This is a genomic window from Klebsiella sp. A-Nf5, from assembly GCF_002810545.1.
Taxonomy (GTDB): Bacteria; Pseudomonadota; Gammaproteobacteria; order Enterobacterales; family Enterobacteriaceae; genus Klebsiella; species Klebsiella variicola.
This window is the reverse complement of sequence record NZ_PIOG01000282.1, coordinates 56,806-73,085: the sequence shown is the minus strand read 5'-3', so window position 1 is coordinate 73,085 and position 16,280 is coordinate 56,806. Positions and strand designations below refer to the sequence as shown.

Here is a 16,280-nt window from a genome sequence, read left to right as displayed (position 1 = left end):
GACTACTGGTGATCTACAAATCCATTGCTGACCGCCTGCGGCTGCGGCTGAATTCCGCCGACTTCGCCATCGGTAGCCCACTACCGGGAGAGAAAAAACTGGCCGAGGAGTTCGGGGTGGCGCGCATGACTATCCGCAAAGCCATCGACCTGCTGGTGGACTGGGGATTGGTTGTGCGTCGCCACGGCTCGGGAACGTTCGTGGCACGTAAGGACGTCCATCATGAAACCAGCAATCTCACCGGCCTGGCGGAAGTGCTGCGCAAGCAGGGCAAAGAGGTGGTGAGCCAGGTGCTGGCCTTCGAGGTGATGCCTGCCCCGCCGGCCATCGCCAGCCTGCTGCGGATTAAAATTGATGAACGGATCTACTTCTCACGGCGGGTGCGCTACGTCGATGGTAAGCCGCTGATGCTGGAGGATAGCTATATGCCGGTGAAACTGTTCCGCAACCTGTCACTGAGCCATCTGGAGGGTTCGAAATTTGATTATATTGAGAAGGAGTGCGGGATCATCATCAGCGGGAACTATGAAACGCTGACGCCGGTGCTGGCGGACAAGCAGCTGGCGCGCTCAATGAACGTCCCGGAGCAGACGCCGCTGCTGCGTATTACCTCCCTTTCCTACAGCGACAGCGGCGAGTTTCTTAACTATTCCGTCATGTTCCGCAACGCCAGCGAGTATCAGGTGGATTACCACCTGCGCCGCGTCCAGGCGCAAAGCCCGCTAGCTCAGCCCCCAGAACAGCACGGCGAGTAGCTGCGGAGTGATAATCCGCAGGAACATCACCAGCGGATAGACGGTGGCGTAAGAGAGCGCCGCCGCGCCGCTGGTGGCGTGCAGATTGTTGGCGAAGGCCAGCGCCGGAGGGTCAGTCATGGAGCCGGCCAGCATGCCGCACAGCGTCAGATAGTTCATTTTTGCCAGCATGCGCGCGAGGATCCCCACCGTCAGCAGCGGGATGGCGGTGATGAAAATGCCGTAAGCGATCCAGCTCAGACCCTCGCCCTGGGTCAGGGTCGCGACAAAGTCGCCCCCCGATTTTAGACCGACCACCGCCAGAAACAGCACGATCCCCAGCTCGCGCAGCGCCAGGTTGGCGCTCGGCGGCATAAACCAATACAGCTTGCCGATGCTGCCGATACGCCCGAGGATCAGCGCCATAATCAGCGGCCCACCGGCCAGCCCCAGCTTCAGCGCGACAGGGAAACCGGGAATAAACAACGGGATAGATCCCAGCAGTACCCCGAGGCCGATACCGATAAACACCGGCAGCATCTGGACCTGCTGCAGCTTCTGCTGAGCGTTACCCAGTTCGGCGGCCACGGCGTCAATCGCCTCCTGACGGCCGACCAGGTTGAGGATGTCACCAAACTGCAGGCTGGCGCTGCTGCTGGCCACCAGCTCGACGCCAGCGCGATTCAGCCGGGAGATCACCACGTCATAGCGCTGTTTGACGTGCAGATCGCGTATTTTCTTCCCCAGCACTTTTTCGTTAGTGACCACCACCCGCTCGACTTTCAGATCGGTGCCGCGCGTCGACAGCGAGGTGGCCACCTCCTGGCCAATCACCAGCTGCGCATTGTGCAGATCCTCAGGTCGCCCCACCAGGTGCAACAGGTCGCCCGCCTGGATAAGGGTGCCCGGCGCAGGCACCATCAACAGCTCACCGCGCTTCAGCCGCGAACAGACGATGTTGTCGCTATTGAGCATCGGCACATCCTGAATCGCCATCTGGTTGAGGTTGGGGTTCTCCACCCGCACGTTAATGGTGTGCAAATGAGCGTGGCCGTTGCCGCTGCTCTCTTCAAACCGCTGGGCCTCTTTCTCCACATTGATGCGGAAGAACAGGCGCACCAGCCACATGGTCAGCAGAATGCCGCAGATGCCGAACGGATACGCCATCGCGTAACTCATCCCCATCTGATCGACCACCTCGAACGGCACCCCAAGATCGCGCAGGATTTGCTGCCCGGCCCCCAGCGCCGGCGTGTTGGTCACCGCACCGGAGAAGATACCGAGCACTACCGGGAGAGGAATATTGAACAGTTTATGCAGCACCGCGGTCACCAGGCCGCCGAGGATAACGATAAGGATAGCGAACAGATTGAGCCGCAGGCCAGAGACCCGCAGCGAGGCGAAAAAGCCCGGCCCCACCTGAATACCGATGGTGTAGACAAACAGGATCAAGCCGAATTCCTGAATAAAATGCAGCATTGGGCTGCTGAGGGCGACACCCGCCTGATCGACAAAGTGGCCGACAATAATCCCGCCAAACAGGACACCGCCAATGCCAAAGCCAACGCCGCGGATTTTGACATTGCCGATCCACAACCCCACTACCGCCACCAGCGCCAGCACGCTGACCGTCAATGCTATCTCACTCATGGTATCGTCCCTGTGAATAACACCATTAACTACAGGGATTATGACCACTGCCAGACGGGTTGTATGCCGCCTGGCGCACAATAATCATGGAGTAAGATACGCTACTCAGGCGCGTTCTTATTTTTCGCTGCGATAGTGAGTTGCTGAATACTTTTCTCCGGGGAAGGAAGCGCTTCAGGCATAGTGCCACCCAGGTCTTTAATAGTCTGGCGTACTTTTTGCCCTACCTCATAATGCGTTTTGTTGGCGAGTTACTTCGAATCAACCGCGTCCCGACGTAGTTTTTCTTCCGTTTGGGTAGCACGAAACAGGTTGGCCGCGAGCCCAGTCGATCCCATATAGTCGAGTATTTTTTGGCTTTTCTTTAGGCCCTTACGCTCATGGATTGCTTTTTGGTCAAGACCACCATAGAGACCTTTATAGCCATGGTTTTGAAAGACAGCAAAATCAAGAGTCGTCTCAACACTGGCACGTTGGGCCGTTTCAACCAGATGTTTATTATGCTCTTTGAGCTCATTGCGCAGGAACAGTCGCTTTTCATCCTCTCGTAGAGACTTAAATATTTGATCATCTTGCAATTCCTGGCGCCGGGTTTGCAAGGCAAAGTACGTTTTCCCCGCAGCAATCACCGGTTTCGACGGATCGCCATTTTGCACTACCAGATAGCAGGCGTAGCGTGAGAGGTGGAAATCTTCAAGATTCCTGCTGGCGCCAGAACCTAATTCGACCATTTTGTTGGTTTCAACAAAATGGTCTGCCGAGGGATGACCACTCGCCTCACATGAAATTATCGCTTTTGCAATGACCTTATAAAAATTCCGCCACTCTTTATAGTCAAGCAGGGGACCAAGGTTGCGGGCAGACCAATACTCCCGCCCCGCCTCATCGCTCTTTCTAATCGCTTCAAATGGCTGCTGTTCGTTCATAACGTATCCTTGTTTGAGTGAGTCCCAAAGTATGATTGTTTTTTAAACTGAAACACCCGTTGCAGCAAGGAAGTTTATTGCGCTCTCGCACGCAAAAAAGCCCCGAAAATCGGGGCCTTATCAGTAGGTTGCTTTATTAGCTATTTAACGCTGGTCGTTCGCTGATGGCGATACGCTGCGGGGCAATCTGCTCAGGCTCATTGCGGGTCAGATCGATATGCAGCAGGCCATTGGTGAAGGTCGCGCCAGAGACCTCCATGTTGTCGGCGAGGGTGAAGCTCAGGCTGAAGGCCTGGCTCACCAGCCCCTGGTGCAGCCATGTGGTCTCTTTTTCCGGCTGCTGCGGCGTGCCTTTCACCACCAGACGGGTACCTTCCAGTTGAATATCCAGATCTTCCTGACGGAAACCGGCCAGCGCAAGGGTAATGCGATAGTGGTTATCGTCGCTTTTTTCGATGTTATAGGGCGGGAAGCTCTGGCTTTCACCGGCGGTTTGCAGGGCGTTGGCCAGTTTGTCAAAACCGATCCATTGACGCAGCAGGGGGGATAAATCGTAGTTACGCATAGTGTTTTCTCCTTCTATGAAGCGAGTGAATACCTGCGAATTCTGTAAATTCGCATCTGCTCCCTGACGGCGAGCAGGTTGTGACATCAGGCCGCCACGCGGCCTGAAACGGACAATTAGTTGATTTCGATGCGGCGCGGCTTGTTCGCTTCCGGGATCACGCGTTCCAGATCGATATACAGCAGGCCGTTCACCAGGTTGGCGCCGCGGACGTGAATGTTTTCCGCCAGCTGGAATTTGCGCTCGAAGTTACGCTCGGCGATCCCCTGATACAGGTAGGTCCGCTCTTTCTGCTCGGCGGCGTGGGCGCCTTTGACGATCAGCAGATTGTCCTGGGCCGTGATCTCCAGCTCGCTTTCGGCAAAGCCTGCCACCGCGATAGCGATACGATAGTGGTTTTCGTCTACCAGCTCGACGTTATACGGAGGATAGCCGCCGTTGCTCTGACTTTGATTGTTTTCCAGCAGGTTGAACAGGCGGTCGAAACCAATGGCTGAACGATATAGCGGGGAGAGATCGAAGTTACGCATAGTAAATAGCTCCTGAAAATCAGCGAGAATCAAATGACCTTCCATCGTGGACAGGCCGCGGTAATCCGGAATACCCCTCAGGCGTATTCTCAGTGGGTTACACCTATAAAATGGGTTTCTCCCCGTGCTTTTCAAGGGATTGAGGGCGAATTTTTTTGCAGTTTACCGATGATTGCTTAGACTGGGGGGAGGAGCACAAAAAGCAAAGTGCGATGCCCGCCACAGTGCGACGCAATAACGCTATGCATTCACGGGTTGGCCCGATATAACCGCTGAAAGGTTATCTCAACGCCCGAAACGACGATGGAAGAACAATGAAAAGCAGACGACTGTTAAAGCTGGTCCTGTTCAGCGGGATAATAAGCCTGAGCGGTTGCTCCAGCGTAATGTCACATACCGGTGGCAAAGAGGGAACCTATCCGGGCACGCGATCCAGTGCGCAAACGCTGGGGGACAGCGACACCAACTGGGGTGTGAAATCACTGGTGGCGTTGGACATGCCGTTCACCGCCGTCATGGATACCCTGCTGCTGCCGTGGGATATGTTCCGCACCGACAGCTCAATCAAATCGCGGGTTGAAAAGAGTGAGAAGGCCACGCTGGCGACCAACTCGGTTATCCCGCCAGCGTCGATGCCTGCCCAGTAAGTTATCGCCCGGTCTGCGTGACCCACAGCTGGCGATAACTGTCCACCTCCTCCATCCAGGCAATCTGTGTCCCGTCTGGCGAAAAGACGATCGCGTCTGCTGAGGGCGGATGACCGTGCACATCGGTTAAAAAGGTAATCTCCCCCGTGCCGGCATGACAGCAGGCAATCCGATCCTCCAGCACAAAGCCCAGCCATTCTCCTGTTGGATGCCAGTTAAACGCCGACTGGATACCCGATGCGTGATACGTCAACTGTCGCGGCTCGCCCCCCTGCGGTGAAATAAGCCACAGCTGCACCACGCCGGCGTCATCGCGCATCAGAAAGGCTATCGCCGTCGCCTGTGGATTGGCGCGCACCCAGTGGCGCGGAACGTTCACCAGCCCCGGATAGCGGCGATGCTGGGTGAAGGTCAAACGACGCTGACTGACGCCCGCCGGCGGGGCCGGCATCGTGGTTGCGGTACCGGCCAGCGGCGCCCCGCCAGGCTGCTTCCAGCCGGCTTCTTCCTGTGGCAGATCGACAATAAACAGCTCAGGCACTTTATTGCCATTTTCCGCCAGGGTATCGCCAATAAACGCCAGCGCCTGGTTCCCAACCCACCCCTCTTCATAGGCGCGATTAATCTCATCGCTGCCTGGCGCTGGAGTCGGTGTCGTACGGCTTACCAGCACGCACCAGTGGCTGCCGCTATATTCGCGCGGATGCTGCCCCTGCGGCGTCACCGGTCCATACGGCGTCGCTACGCCGACGTTGCGCAAGTCCAGCGCCGGGTCGCGTTCGTGCAGCACGTGGTCGTTGTAGGTAAAACTGACGAACTGACCATTGGGGCTATAGACATGGACGTGGCTGCCGCCGCGCAGCGCGCCGGGCGTGTAAGGGGCGGTAATGTCCATGGCGTCCAGATTCTCGACGGCCCCCTGAAAGGCCACCACTCCGCGGCGATGATGAAAATCATACTGCCACTGCGCATCCGGCCGCTCGGGGCCGTGAATAAACACGTAGCGCTCCTGGGTGGGATGCACAGTCACCACGCCGACGTGCGCGCCTTGCGTGGCACGATAAATGGTCTCCACAGTACCGCTGTTTACGTTCACTCGCTCAATGGTCTCGCCGGTGAACGACGCGCCGGACGGGCGGACGTCGAACACCAGCCACTGGCTGTCGGGGGTCCAGGTGCGGGTGTTGGTAAGCTGGTGGTTGCGAGGGGCAAAGGTGACTTGTTTCATGGTGTGCTGACCGGGCCGATATAAGAGTGGCGTTAGCATACCGCAATCCGCACGGGGTTGAATGCCCGGCAACCTGCTTAAAACGCTTCCCCAACCTGGAAATAGAACCCGCTGCTGCCTTTGCCGATGCCATAATCAAGACGGATATTGACCCGCGGCTTGAACTCGAAACGATAGCCAACGCCGCCGGTGGGCAGCCAGCGGCCATTGTTCAGCGATGACAGCGACGGCCCCATGGTTCCCGCCCCGACCCAGGCGACAATCCCGTGCCGCCAGGTGAGCTGCCGGCGGTATTCCAGTTGGCTGCTGACGACGTTGTTATCCCGGTAGCGCCCCTGATAGTAGCCTCGCATCCGCTCGTCGCTGCCCAGCAGGGGCATCATGCTCCACGGAACATCGCCCTGGGTGAAGGCACCATCGGCCTCCCAGGCGAGCACGCTTTTCTCGCTCAGGGCATGATAATGGCTATAGTGCAGCTGAAATTCATCAAAGCGGGTATCGCTGCCTAACCCGGGGGCGTAATGGGTGTAGCGGAAGTTGGCATACTGGCCCCGGCGCGGGTTGGGGACAAAGTCGCGATCGTCCCAGTTGATATCGATGCTGGCGCCAGAGCTGAATACCGACGGTCCCTGTGGGGTACTTTCTATTTTCGGTAAATCGTCGTGGTCCATCTCATCGGCATTCTGCGCCGCCAGCGACCACCCAGCGCCGAGATAGAAATTGTCGATCAGTTGCCGGTAGATTGTCGGGCGCAGGGTCAGCACCTGGGCGGTATATTTTTCCTTCTCGTTGTCTTTATCTCCGGCGTGAAAACCCTGCCCCCAGAAGTAAGTCGGGGTATTGGCCATCGACCCTTCAACAAATACGCGCCACAGATCGTTATCGAAAAAGGCGTAGTTTTTCACGCTGAGGCCAAACGCGCCGGTGGAGCTGGCGTAGCCGCTGAGCGTCAGGGTGGAATTCTGGCTGGTGGTATCCTGCGGATCGGGGCGATACATGCCGACGACCGCGGTGCCGATGCCCAGCCCCAGCTCCGGCGTATAGAACGGACCGGGCATCACGCCCCAATCGATCCCTTTACTGGCGTCGAACTTATCGCTGGCGCCGAGATGCTGCAGCCAGTCGTCGATTTTCTCGCGGCTGAGCATCTCGGCCTTGCTGCCAATCGGGCAGGTCATCAGCAGCAGAAAAGTGATAAACAGTCGGCTCAAAAGCGGTACTCGCCGGAAATAAAGAAACTGTTACGTTCGGCAAAGCCAAACTCCGTGGTGATATTAACGTTTTTCGTCAGCTCATACTGCGCGCCCACCAGCACGTTCCACGGCGACTGCAGATGCTGTTTCACATCGAAGCGGCCGTTATTGTCCTGATTGGCCAGATTGACCATATTTTGCAGCATTGGCGACGGCATCGAGAGATCGTTGAGGCTGCCCTTAAACTCCTGCTGTACGTCCTGATACATGCTGCCGACCCACAGGTTCAGCTTTCCGGCGGGGAGATGCAGCGCCTCGACCGATGGCGTATTAAAACGATAGCCTACGCGCGGCGAAAAGGTAAACGCGTCGATACTGCCGTCGAGGATATCAAAACGCGTTTGCGTGTAGTTGGCGTCGAACACCGTAAACCAGTTGCCAACGCCGCCCACCAGCGTGGTGCCCATCCCGTAGGTGGTGCCTTTAAAATCGAGACGAAAGTCGAGATCCTGCATCCCCGGCATGGGCACCACTTTACCGTTTGGCCCCTTCAGGCCGACGGCAATTTGCGAAATCGAATGCCCTTCGGTGTGTCCGACGAGGCCATAAACGTTCATAAATGGCAGCAGCCAGGCATCCAGCTTAAGCGTCTCGGTTTTGCTGCTTTCCCGGGTATTACCGACGCCAATCTGGAAGGCGTTATCCAGCGAGACCGGCCCATTAGCGAAAATGGTATTCACGGCGTGTTTGCAGACAGGATCCTTACCGCAATCGATGTTACGGCCATCCAGCGACAGCCCGGTGAAGTTAATGCTGTCGACATTAATATTCTGCCGCATATCCATATAGTTAATGCTGACGCCGAACGGCAGCGGCAGGACGTAGCCGCGTTTTCTGGCCTCATCGCCTAAAAAAGGCAATATCGCGGTTGGTTCCGCTACTGCAGTCTCGGTTTTGACCGGCGCAGGCAGATCCGCCGGTTCTGCGCCGTGATAGGCGTATACCGGCTCGAGCGGCGTCGTTGGTTCCGCGGCCGCGCAAATCTGAACAGAGGCGAATGGCAGCGCAACCAACATCAAACGGTGGTATATATTCATGAAAACTATGATGTTAGTGATGAATTGCGAAAAAGAGGGCGGGTAGCTTATAGAATCCCCTGCGCGGAATAAGGGATTTAAATGCGGATTAACATCTGTTCATGAAAAAAGAGAAGACTGGCCCGGACATCGCCGGGCCTGAAGAACGCTTACGCTAAAACGTATTTTTCAATGGCGAAGGCGACGCCATCTTCGAGGTTAGATTTGGTGATGAAGTTCGCCGCTTCTTTGACCGCGGGAATGGCGTTATCCATCGCCACGCCGACGCCGGCAAACTCAATCATCGCGATATCATTTTCCTGATCGCCAATCGCCATAATCTCTTCCGGTTTGATACCCAGCGCATCGGCCAGGGACTTCACGCCAGTGCCTTTATTGACGCGTTTATCCAGAATTTCGAGGAAGTACGGCGCACTTTTCAGCACGGTGTACTTCTCTTTCACTTCCGCCGGGATACGGGCGATGGCCTTATCCAGGATCGCCGGCTCATCGATCATCATCACCTTCAGCAGCTGGATCTCAGGGTCCATTTTTTCCGCTTCACAGAACACCAGCGGGATGGTCGCCACGTAGGATTCGTGGACGGTGTAGTAGCTGATATCGCGGTTCGCAGTGTAGAGCGTGTTGCGATCGAGCGCGTGGAAGTGAGAGCCGACCTCGCGGGAGAGCTGCTCGAGGAAGCGATAGTCGTCATAGCTCAGCGCGGTTTGTGCGACAGTACTGCCATCACCGGCCTTCTGTACCAGCGCGCCATTGTAAGTAATGCAGTAATCACCCGGCTGTTCCATATGCAGCTCTTTCAGATAGCTGTGGACACCGGCGTAAGGGCGGCCGGTGGTCAGCACCACGTTGACACCCCGCTCGCGCGCCGCGGCGATGGCGGTTTTCACCGCAGGAGAGATGGTATGGTCTGGCAGCAGCAGAGTGCCGTCCATATCGATTGCAATCAGTTTAATAGCCATAGGATCCCCGGGTAAGATGAGTCTTCCCTCATGCTAACGCGATTCCGCTCAAAAAACAGCTGATTAAAGAGGATGGCTAGTTATGCGATCTCTCCCCTTTTAAAAATAAACCAATGCGGGATAGAATAAAAAATAACCTTATATTCTCATGGGATGCGCATTTATGGACTTCACTACGCTGGATACCATGCGCACAAATCATCCTGCATGGAAATTACTACGAGCAGAATCCGCTGCGCTGATTGCCAGTTTTCTCTGGCAAGCTTTTGCTTTGCCTAACACACGCAGCATTACCCAGGATGAGTTAACTGAACAACTGGAAGATACGCTCTATATTTTACGCCAGCAGTATGGTGATAATTTTTATCCTCGCGCGGCACGAGATTATCTTAACGACTGGGCAGCACCTGAGCGCGGTTGGTTACGTAAGTTTTACCCGCCAGGCGATGACCGCCCCTGGTTTGACTTGACCCCAGCCAGCGAAAAGGCGCTGAGCTGGCTGGATAAGCTGGGCGATTCCGCATTTATCGGTACGGAGTCCAGGTTGGTCACCCTCTTTGAGCTACTTAAGCAGGTGATCTCCGGCAGCGAAAATAACCCTGAACTGCGTATTCAGGAACTTGAGCTGCAGCGCAAAGAGATTGATGCGGAGATAAGCGCAATCCGCAATGGCAAACTAACGCTACTGGACAGTACGGCACAAAAAGAACGTTTTCAGCAAATAGTCTACCTATCTCGTGAATTACTCTCAGATTTTCGCCAGGTAGAACATAACTTTCGTCAGCTTGATCGTAACGTCCGCGAGAGAATTGCATTATGGAATGGCGCCAAAGGCGATCTGCTGAAACAAGTCTTGGGCGAGCGCGATGCCATCACCGAATCTGACCAAGGGCGGAGTTTTCGCGCGTTTTGGGATTTTTTGATGTCACAGTCAAGGCAGGAGGAGTTTTCCCAATTACTGGAAAAACTTCTCTCGCTAGAGGCTGTTGCAGAAATGCAGCCTGATACTCGTATCAAACGTATTCATTATGACTGGCTGGAAGCTGGCGAGTATACCCAACGAACCGTGGCACAGCTTTCGCAGCAGTTACGGCGCTTTCTTGATGACCAGGCATGGCTGGAGAATAAGCGTATTATGGAAATCCTGCATAATATTGAACACAATGCCGTCGCCTTAAAGTCCACGCCGCCGGAAGGCGACATCATGGATATTAGTGATTTTCAACCACAGATCATGTTGCCTTGTGAACGCCCGCTTTATACCCCACCAATAAAAGCCAAAATTATCCAGCAAATACTGGAACAAGGTGATGAATCAATCGATATCGATATTCTTTTCTCGCAAATCACCATCGATAAACCCCGGTTGTTGCGCAATATCCGCAAGGCATTGCAAGCCCGCTCTCAAATCAGTCTTCACGAACTGGTCTCTTTATATCCATTACAGCAAGGGCTTGCTGAACTAGTCACCTACATTCAACTTGCCAGTGAATCGACCACCGCGACGTTTGATGAAAGTCGTAGTGAAACGATTTCCTGGCTCACCGTAACGGGGACAGAAAAAATGGCGCGTATTAACACCGTTATTTTTACACGTGCGCAGGGGATAAATAATGGAGCAGAATAATTTCCCAGTTTCATCGGATAATACACTTTCGTCACTCATTATCTCACTTCTGAAAGGTGTCATATACCAGGAAAGTGACCCTTATCTCTGGGGGGCACTGTTGCGTTTACAAATTCAGATTCGTGATTATTTTCGGGCGATGAATCTGGAGCTTTACCTGGACGAAGCGGAAGGCTACGCCTTTTTGCGCTCTAACCCAGATAACGCTGATGATGAATCCATGCCTCGCCTCATTTCCCGCCGTCCCCTGTCATTTCCTGTAAGCCTCTTACTCGCACTATTGCGCAAAAAGATGGCCGAATTTGATGCCAGCGGTAGCGAAACACGTTTGATTTTAACGCAGGAACAAATCGTCGATTTATTGCGTGTCTTCATGGCGGAAAGTACCAATGAAGCACGTCTGGTGGACCAGATTGGCCGCCATATCAATAAAATTGTTGAGATGGGTTTCTTACGCCCATTGCGTAACCAAAATCAAACATGGGAAGTCCGCCGTATCCTTAAAGCGTTTGTCGATGCACAGTGGTTATCCGATTTTGATACGCGCCTGCAATCCTATCACCAGCATCTCAGGGGAGAGAATAATGACTAATGCGCCGGAACTCGATTTTAGTACCGATGAGTCTTCTGCTGGCTTTCGTCTTGAACGGCTGGAGATTTTCAACTGGGGTACATTTAATAACCAGGTCTGGTCCTTCAGCCTACAGGGTAAAAATGCGCTTCTTACTGGCGATATTGGTTCAGGAAAATCAACGCTGGTGGATGCGGTAACGACGTTACTGGTACCTGCTCACCGTATCGCCTATAACAAAGCGGCTGGTGCAGAAAACAAAGAGCGCTCATTACGATCGTATGTATTGGGGTACTATAAATCTGAACGCCTGGAAAATAGTACCGGCGGAAAACCCATTGCACTGCGAGACCACCGAAATTACTCCGTTATCCTGGGCGTTTTTCGCAATGAAGGATTTGATCAGGTCGTGACTCTGGCTCAGGTTTTTTCATTAAAGGAGCCAGCAGGAAAACCAGTCCCGTTTTATGTAACGTCGGAAAAAGCGTTATCTATCGCGCAAGACTTCTCCAGTTTTGGTAGTGATATTAATAACCTCCGTAAACAGCTACGAAAAAATAACGCAGAAATATTTGATTCATTTCCTCCCTACGGTACCTGGTTCCGTCGTCGTTTTGGCATAAACAATGAGCAGGCGCTGGAGCTGTTTCATCAAACGGTATCCATGAAATCGGTGGGTAATCTCACTGATTTTGTCCGTAGCCATATGCTTGAGCCTTTTGATGTCGCTCAACGTATTAAACATCTGATTGAACACTTTGAAGATCTTCATCGCGCCCATGAGTCGATACTGAAAGCACGTCGTCAGGTGGAGCACTTAACACCACTCGTGGATGAGTGCGACAGGCATGCTCTATTACTTCAGGAAACAGAAACCATGCGCGCCTGCCGCGATGCTCTGGCAGGTTGGTTTGCTCATCAGAAGCAAGTACTACTCGAAAAAAGGCTTACTATCCTTAAAGATGACCTCCTGCGATATCAAAACATACTTGCTGTCACGGCTGAGCAGTTACAGGAAAAACGAAACCAGGAAAGGATGCTACGCGCTGATATTGCCGCCAATGGTGGCGACAGGCTGGAGCAGCTCTGCCTGGATATCAGTCATCGTGAACAGGAGAAAAACCGTCGGCTGAAAGCTGCGGAGAATTATAACGCGCTGCTAAACAAAATAAATCTTTCACCGGTGAAAGATCATGAGGAATGGCTGGCGACTCGCCAGCTACTGCAGAATCATGCAGAGGAGCTTGCAGACCGCGACGCCGAATTACAGCAACAAAAAAACGAGCTGCATATCGCCTTTTCCCGCAAACGCGAGACACACCAGCAACTGAACGCTGAAATAACTAACCTCAGCTCACGGCGCAGCAATATTGACGCCCGACAAATACATCTCCGTTCGGGTATATGCGACGCACTTGGGCTAGACGAAAAACAGCTTCCTTTTATCGGTGAATTACTGACCGTTCGTGAAGAGGAAAAGGCATGGGAAGGGGCAGCAGAACGCCTATTACACAACTTTGGTCTTTCTATACTGGTTGCCGACGAGCACTACCCTCAGGTTACCCAATGGGTTGAAAACAACCACCTTCATGGCCGGTTAAGTTATTTCAGGGTTAGTGCTGGTGTGCATCATACCGCTTTAACTCCGCTTCCCGGCGCGATTAGCGAAAAACTGCAAATAAAACCCGACACCATCTGGTATGACTGGCTGGAAAGACGCCTACAACAATTTAATCATATTTGTTGCGAAACGCTGGAGCAGTTCCGTCGCGAAAGTAAGGCGATTACCCGCAGCGGTCAGATTAAATCACCAGGCGATCGTCACGAAAAAGATGACCGCCATAATATCAACGACCGCAGCCGCTATATTTTGGGATGGAGCAACCAGGAAAAAATCGCCGTGCTGGAAAAGCAGGCCCGGGAACTTGAACAAGAGCTGGCGGATCTCGGCAATGAATTAGCCTCTGTTGAACAAAAACTCAAAAACTTGCAGCAACAACGCGACATTTATAATCGCCTCAGTGAACATAACGATTTTCAGGCCATGAACTGGCAGCCGTTGGCTCAGGAAATTGCCCAACTGGAAGCCGAGAAACATGAGCTTGAAGCCGCATCTGACCAGTTGGCAGTACTAAACCAACGGCTGAATGAAATGATGACAGAAATTCAGGCGTTGGAGACAACCCATGCAGATAAAATCGATTTACGTGCACGCACGCAGGAAAAAATCGATCGTGCAGAAGAGAACCTGCGAGAAACGGCATCGGCGCAAGAAGCTGCAATCGCTCAGGAAATGCCGCACTATTATCCTCAGCTGGAACAGTGGCGTGAAGAGGCCTTGCCCGGCAAGCAAATCAGCGTAGAGTCCTGTGATAACTGCCAGCAGATGATGCGCGGCTGGTTGCAGGATAAAATCGACAGTGAAGATAAAAAACTAAGCCGTTCTCGCGACAAAATTATCAATAGCATGTCGGGATATAATAACCAGTTCCCTCAGGAAACGCAGGAGCTTGACGCCAGTCTTGAGTCTGCTTATGAGTACCGTCAAATGCTGAACGCATTGCAAGCCGACGATCTTCCCCGCTTTGAAGCGCGCTTTAAGCAACTCCTCAACGAAAATACCATCAATGATATCGCCAGCTTTCAGAGCCAACTCAACCGGGAAAGAGAAACTATCCGGGAGCGTATTGAGAAAATTAATGACTCGCTGGTACCTGTGGATTATAACTCCGGTCGCTATATTTCTCTGGTCGCTCAACTCAGCCTTGATGCGGATATCCGTGATTTCCAAAGTGAGTTACGCGTTTGCACTGAAGGTGCGCTGACAGGTTCAGAAGATGAGCAATATTCCGAAGATAAATTTCTGCAGGTGAAACGTATCATTGAGCGCTTCCGCGGCCGGGAAGGATTAAGCGATCAGGACAAACGCTGGACCGCTAAAGTGACGGATGTGCGCAACTGGTTTACCTTCTCCGCCTCCGAACGCTGGCGAGAGGATGATACCGAGCATGAACACTACTCAGATTCCGGTGGTAAATCCGGCGGTCAGAAAGAGAAGTTGGCTTACACCATTCTTGCCGCCAGTCTGGCTTATCAATTCGGACTTGAATGGGGTGAGAAACGGTCACGTTCATTCCGCTTCGTCGTGATTGATGAGGCATTTGGCCGGGGCTCAGATGAATCTGCGCAGTATGGGCTTGAGCTTTTTAAACGTCTAAACCTGCAATTGTTGATCGTCACGCCATTGCAAAAAATCCATATAATCGAACCCTATGTAGCAAATGTCGGTTTTGTGCACAACGAGGCAGGGAAAATATCTCGTCTGCGCAACATCAGTATTGAGGTCTATCAGCAGGAAAAAACAGAGAAAAAGCATGAGCTGGACAACGCCTGAGGAGTTAAAAAGCCAGATATATAAACTATGGGAAAAAGGCGTACTGTTGCGTGAACTGGCAGAAGACAGTCGCTATTTCCCACTGCGGTTGAGATGTAAAAGACCCACCTCAGACGACCTCTCTTCCCGGTTTAATGAGGTTCGCCAGTGGATAAGCACACTCATTCAGGCTGAGGCAAAAGGTTATCGAATCGAATGGCGTGAAGTCAGGCACAGAGTTATAGGCATGAACCGCCTGCCGGCGAGTATTTGGGTTGACTCAGCCATTGACGCAATACGCATTCTCGGGCTGCATAAGCAATCAGAATGCTATCAGCGCCTGTTTCTGCAGATCATCACCGCCCAACCAACATTGCGCAGTTGGTTAATGAAATATCCATTACGCGCGTTAGAGCAAGACTGGGCAAAGCTTTTGATGATTATCACCTGGCTGCAGAGTAATCCTCGTCCGGACGTCTACTTACGCCAGATTGATCTGCCGGATATCAACAGTAAATTTATTGAACAACATAGAGGCATCTTAACGGAGCTATTAGATCTCGCCTTACCGCCTGACGCGATCGATTTACAGGCGCGTGGCATTACCCAGTTCAATCGCCGCTTTGGTTTTCGTGATAAACCCCAGCGCGTAAGGTATCGTTTCGCAAGCCAGGACAGGGAAATTGACAGCCATGAATTTGCTTCGCTGAACTTACCCGTTGCCAGCATATTTATGATTGAAAACGAAATCAGTTTTTTGACCTTCTCCGAACCAGCGGGATGCATGGTCATTTTCGGCAGAGGATATGGATTTGATATGTTGTCTTCTGCTCGCTGGATTTGCCACAAAAAACTCTATTACTGGGGGGATATTGATACCCACGGTATGGCGATACTGAGTCAATTCCGTCAACTTTTCCGGCATACCCAAAACTTCTTAATGGACGAGGCAACATTGCTGGCGCATCGCTCATCATGGGTAGAAGAAGCTAAACCCTGCTTACGGCTACTGTCGAATCTAACAGACCAGGAACAGCAGCTATACCAGGCACTGACAACACACCATTTCGGTCAAAATATTCGTCTGGAGCAGGAGCATATTTCGATGAGTTGGGTGCAGGCGGCGCTGGAGAAACAATTTCCCGACGAGGGCTAAATAGCCTTTATTGCCCGGTGG

The 16,280-nt window shown here is 53.0% G+C and carries 13 protein-coding genes, 1 pseudogene and 1 other annotated feature; of the genes and pseudogenes, 6 read left to right on the top strand and 8 right to left on the bottom strand.

The window, feature by feature from the left end; all coding sequences use genetic code 11:
* Positions 1–8 precede the first annotated feature (8 nt).
* Positions 9–755, top strand: a complete 747-nt coding sequence (locus CWM53_RS29740) for a GntR family transcriptional regulator (RefSeq protein ID WP_008806752.1) — start codon at positions 9–11, stop codon at positions 753–755.
* Here the strand turns inward: CWM53_RS29740 and CWM53_RS29735 are convergent.
* The 4 genes and pseudogenes from CWM53_RS29735 to ibpA form a co-directional block, all read right to left on the bottom strand.
* The gene (locus tag CWM53_RS29735; RefSeq protein WP_061152887.1) at positions 723–2,384 is read right to left on the bottom strand and encodes a putative transporter; all 1,662 of its coding nucleotides are present in this window, start codon (positions 2,382–2,384) and stop codon (positions 723–725) included. The genes CWM53_RS29740 and CWM53_RS29735 overlap by 33 nt on opposite strands.
* A gap of 101 nt (positions 2,385–2,485) precedes the next feature.
* Positions 2,486–3,310, bottom strand: a pseudogene (gene dinD, locus CWM53_RS29730) (DNA damage-inducible protein D).
* Positions 3,311–3,446: 136 nt separating this feature from the next.
* Complete coding sequence (gene ibpB / locus CWM53_RS29725) at positions 3,447–3,875, bottom strand: small heat shock chaperone IbpB (RefSeq protein ID WP_008806750.1); 429 nt, start codon at positions 3,873–3,875, stop codon at positions 3,447–3,449.
* Positions 3,876–3,991: 116 nt separating this feature from the next.
* Positions 3,992–4,405 carry a small heat shock chaperone IbpA gene (gene ibpA / locus CWM53_RS29720; RefSeq protein WP_004151523.1) on the bottom strand — a complete coding sequence of 138 codons (414 nt, stop codon included), beginning with the start codon at positions 4,403–4,405 and terminating at the stop codon, positions 3,992–3,994.
* Positions 4,399–4,474 (bottom strand) — a sequence feature (ROSE (Repression Of Heat Shock gene Expression) occurs in the 5'-region of heat shock genes and acts as an RNA thermometer to modulate expression.). Its footprint overlaps the gene before it by 7 nt.
* 245 nt (positions 4,475–4,719) lie before the next feature.
* Here ibpA and CWM53_RS29715 point away from each other — a divergent pair.
* Complete coding sequence (locus tag CWM53_RS29715; RefSeq protein WP_061152886.1) at positions 4,720–5,052, top strand: YceK/YidQ family lipoprotein; 333 nt, start codon at positions 4,720–4,722, stop codon at positions 5,050–5,052.
* A 1-nt stretch (position 5,053) separates the two neighbouring features.
* Here CWM53_RS29715 and CWM53_RS29710 read toward each other — a convergent pair whose 3' ends face one another.
* The 4 genes from CWM53_RS29710 to yidA form a co-directional block, all read right to left on the bottom strand.
* Positions 5,054–6,280, bottom strand: coding sequence for a DUF3748 domain-containing protein (locus CWM53_RS29710; protein WP_074385308.1), 1,227 nt, complete (start codon positions 6,278–6,280; stop codon positions 5,054–5,056).
* A 77-nt stretch (positions 6,281–6,357) separates the two neighbouring features.
* Positions 6,358–7,491, bottom strand: coding sequence for a BamA/TamA family outer membrane protein (locus CWM53_RS29705; RefSeq protein WP_100730490.1), 1,134 nt, complete (start codon positions 7,489–7,491; stop codon positions 6,358–6,360).
* Positions 7,488–8,570, bottom strand: a complete 1,083-nt coding sequence (locus CWM53_RS29700) for a hypothetical protein (RefSeq protein WP_100730489.1) — start codon at positions 8,568–8,570, stop codon at positions 7,488–7,490. The genes CWM53_RS29705 and CWM53_RS29700 overlap by 4 nt, the downstream gene beginning before the upstream one ends.
* Positions 8,571–8,719: 149 nt before the next feature.
* Positions 8,720–9,532 carry a sugar-phosphatase gene (yidA, locus tag CWM53_RS29695; RefSeq protein ID WP_074385305.1) on the bottom strand — a complete coding sequence of 271 codons (813 nt, stop codon included), beginning with the start codon at positions 9,530–9,532 and terminating at the stop codon, positions 8,720–8,722.
* 163 nt (positions 9,533–9,695) lie between these two features.
* Here yidA and CWM53_RS29690 point away from each other — a divergent pair, with 163 nt between their 5' ends.
* From CWM53_RS29690 to CWM53_RS29675, 4 genes are read left to right on the top strand one after another with little or no spacing between them, the layout of a single operon-like run.
* Entirely contained in the window at positions 9,696–11,159 is a 1,464-nt protein-coding gene (locus tag CWM53_RS29690; RefSeq protein ID WP_074385304.1) for a DUF3375 domain-containing protein, read from the top strand.
* Positions 11,146–11,751 (top strand): DUF4194 domain-containing protein, encoded by a 606-nt coding sequence (locus CWM53_RS29685; RefSeq protein WP_074385303.1) that lies wholly within the window; start codon positions 11,146–11,148, stop codon positions 11,749–11,751. The genes CWM53_RS29690 and CWM53_RS29685 overlap by 14 nt, the downstream gene beginning before the upstream one ends.
* Complete coding sequence (locus CWM53_RS29680; protein ID WP_074385302.1) at positions 11,744–15,124, top strand: ATP-binding protein; 3,381 nt, start codon at positions 11,744–11,746, stop codon at positions 15,122–15,124. The genes CWM53_RS29685 and CWM53_RS29680 overlap by 8 nt, the downstream gene beginning before the upstream one ends.
* Positions 15,105–16,259 (top strand): DUF3322 domain-containing protein, encoded by a 1,155-nt coding sequence (locus tag CWM53_RS29675; protein ID WP_074385301.1) that lies wholly within the window; start codon positions 15,105–15,107, stop codon positions 16,257–16,259. Before CWM53_RS29680 ends, CWM53_RS29675 begins: the two co-directional genes overlap by 20 nt.
* Positions 16,260–16,280: the final 21 nt, after the last annotated feature.

Excerpts from the sequence above, each read along its gene's own strand:
- yidA (WP_074385305.1), bottom strand. The coding sequence starts at position 9,532 with ATGGCTATTAAACTGATTGCAATCGATATGGACGGCACTCTGCTGCTG.
- CWM53_RS29675 (WP_074385301.1), top strand. The coding sequence starts at position 15,105 with ATGAGCTGGACAACGCCTGAGGAGTTAAAAAGCCAGATATATAAACTA.
- CWM53_RS29735 (WP_061152887.1), bottom strand. The coding sequence starts at position 2,384 with ATGAGTGAGATAGCATTGACGGTCAGCGTGCTGGCGCTGGTGGCGGTA.
- CWM53_RS29715 (WP_061152886.1), top strand. The coding sequence starts at position 4,720 with ATGAAAAGCAGACGACTGTTAAAGCTGGTCCTGTTCAGCGGGATAATA.
- CWM53_RS29690 (WP_074385304.1), top strand. The coding sequence starts at position 9,696 with ATGGACTTCACTACGCTGGATACCATGCGCACAAATCATCCTGCATGG.
- CWM53_RS29700 (WP_100730489.1), bottom strand. The coding sequence starts at position 8,570 with ATGAATATATACCACCGTTTGATGTTGGTTGCGCTGCCATTCGCCTCT.
- ibpA (WP_004151523.1), bottom strand. The coding sequence starts at position 4,405 with ATGCGTAACTTCGATCTCTCCCCGCTATATCGTTCAGCCATTGGTTTC.
- CWM53_RS29680 (WP_074385302.1), top strand. The coding sequence starts at position 11,744 with ATGACTAATGCGCCGGAACTCGATTTTAGTACCGATGAGTCTTCTGCT.
- CWM53_RS29685 (WP_074385303.1), top strand. The coding sequence starts at position 11,146 with ATGGAGCAGAATAATTTCCCAGTTTCATCGGATAATACACTTTCGTCA.
- ibpB (WP_008806750.1), bottom strand. The coding sequence starts at position 3,875 with ATGCGTAACTACGATTTATCCCCCCTGCTGCGTCAATGGATCGGTTTT.
- CWM53_RS29710 (WP_074385308.1), bottom strand. The coding sequence starts at position 6,280 with ATGAAACAAGTCACCTTTGCCCCTCGCAACCACCAGCTTACCAACACC.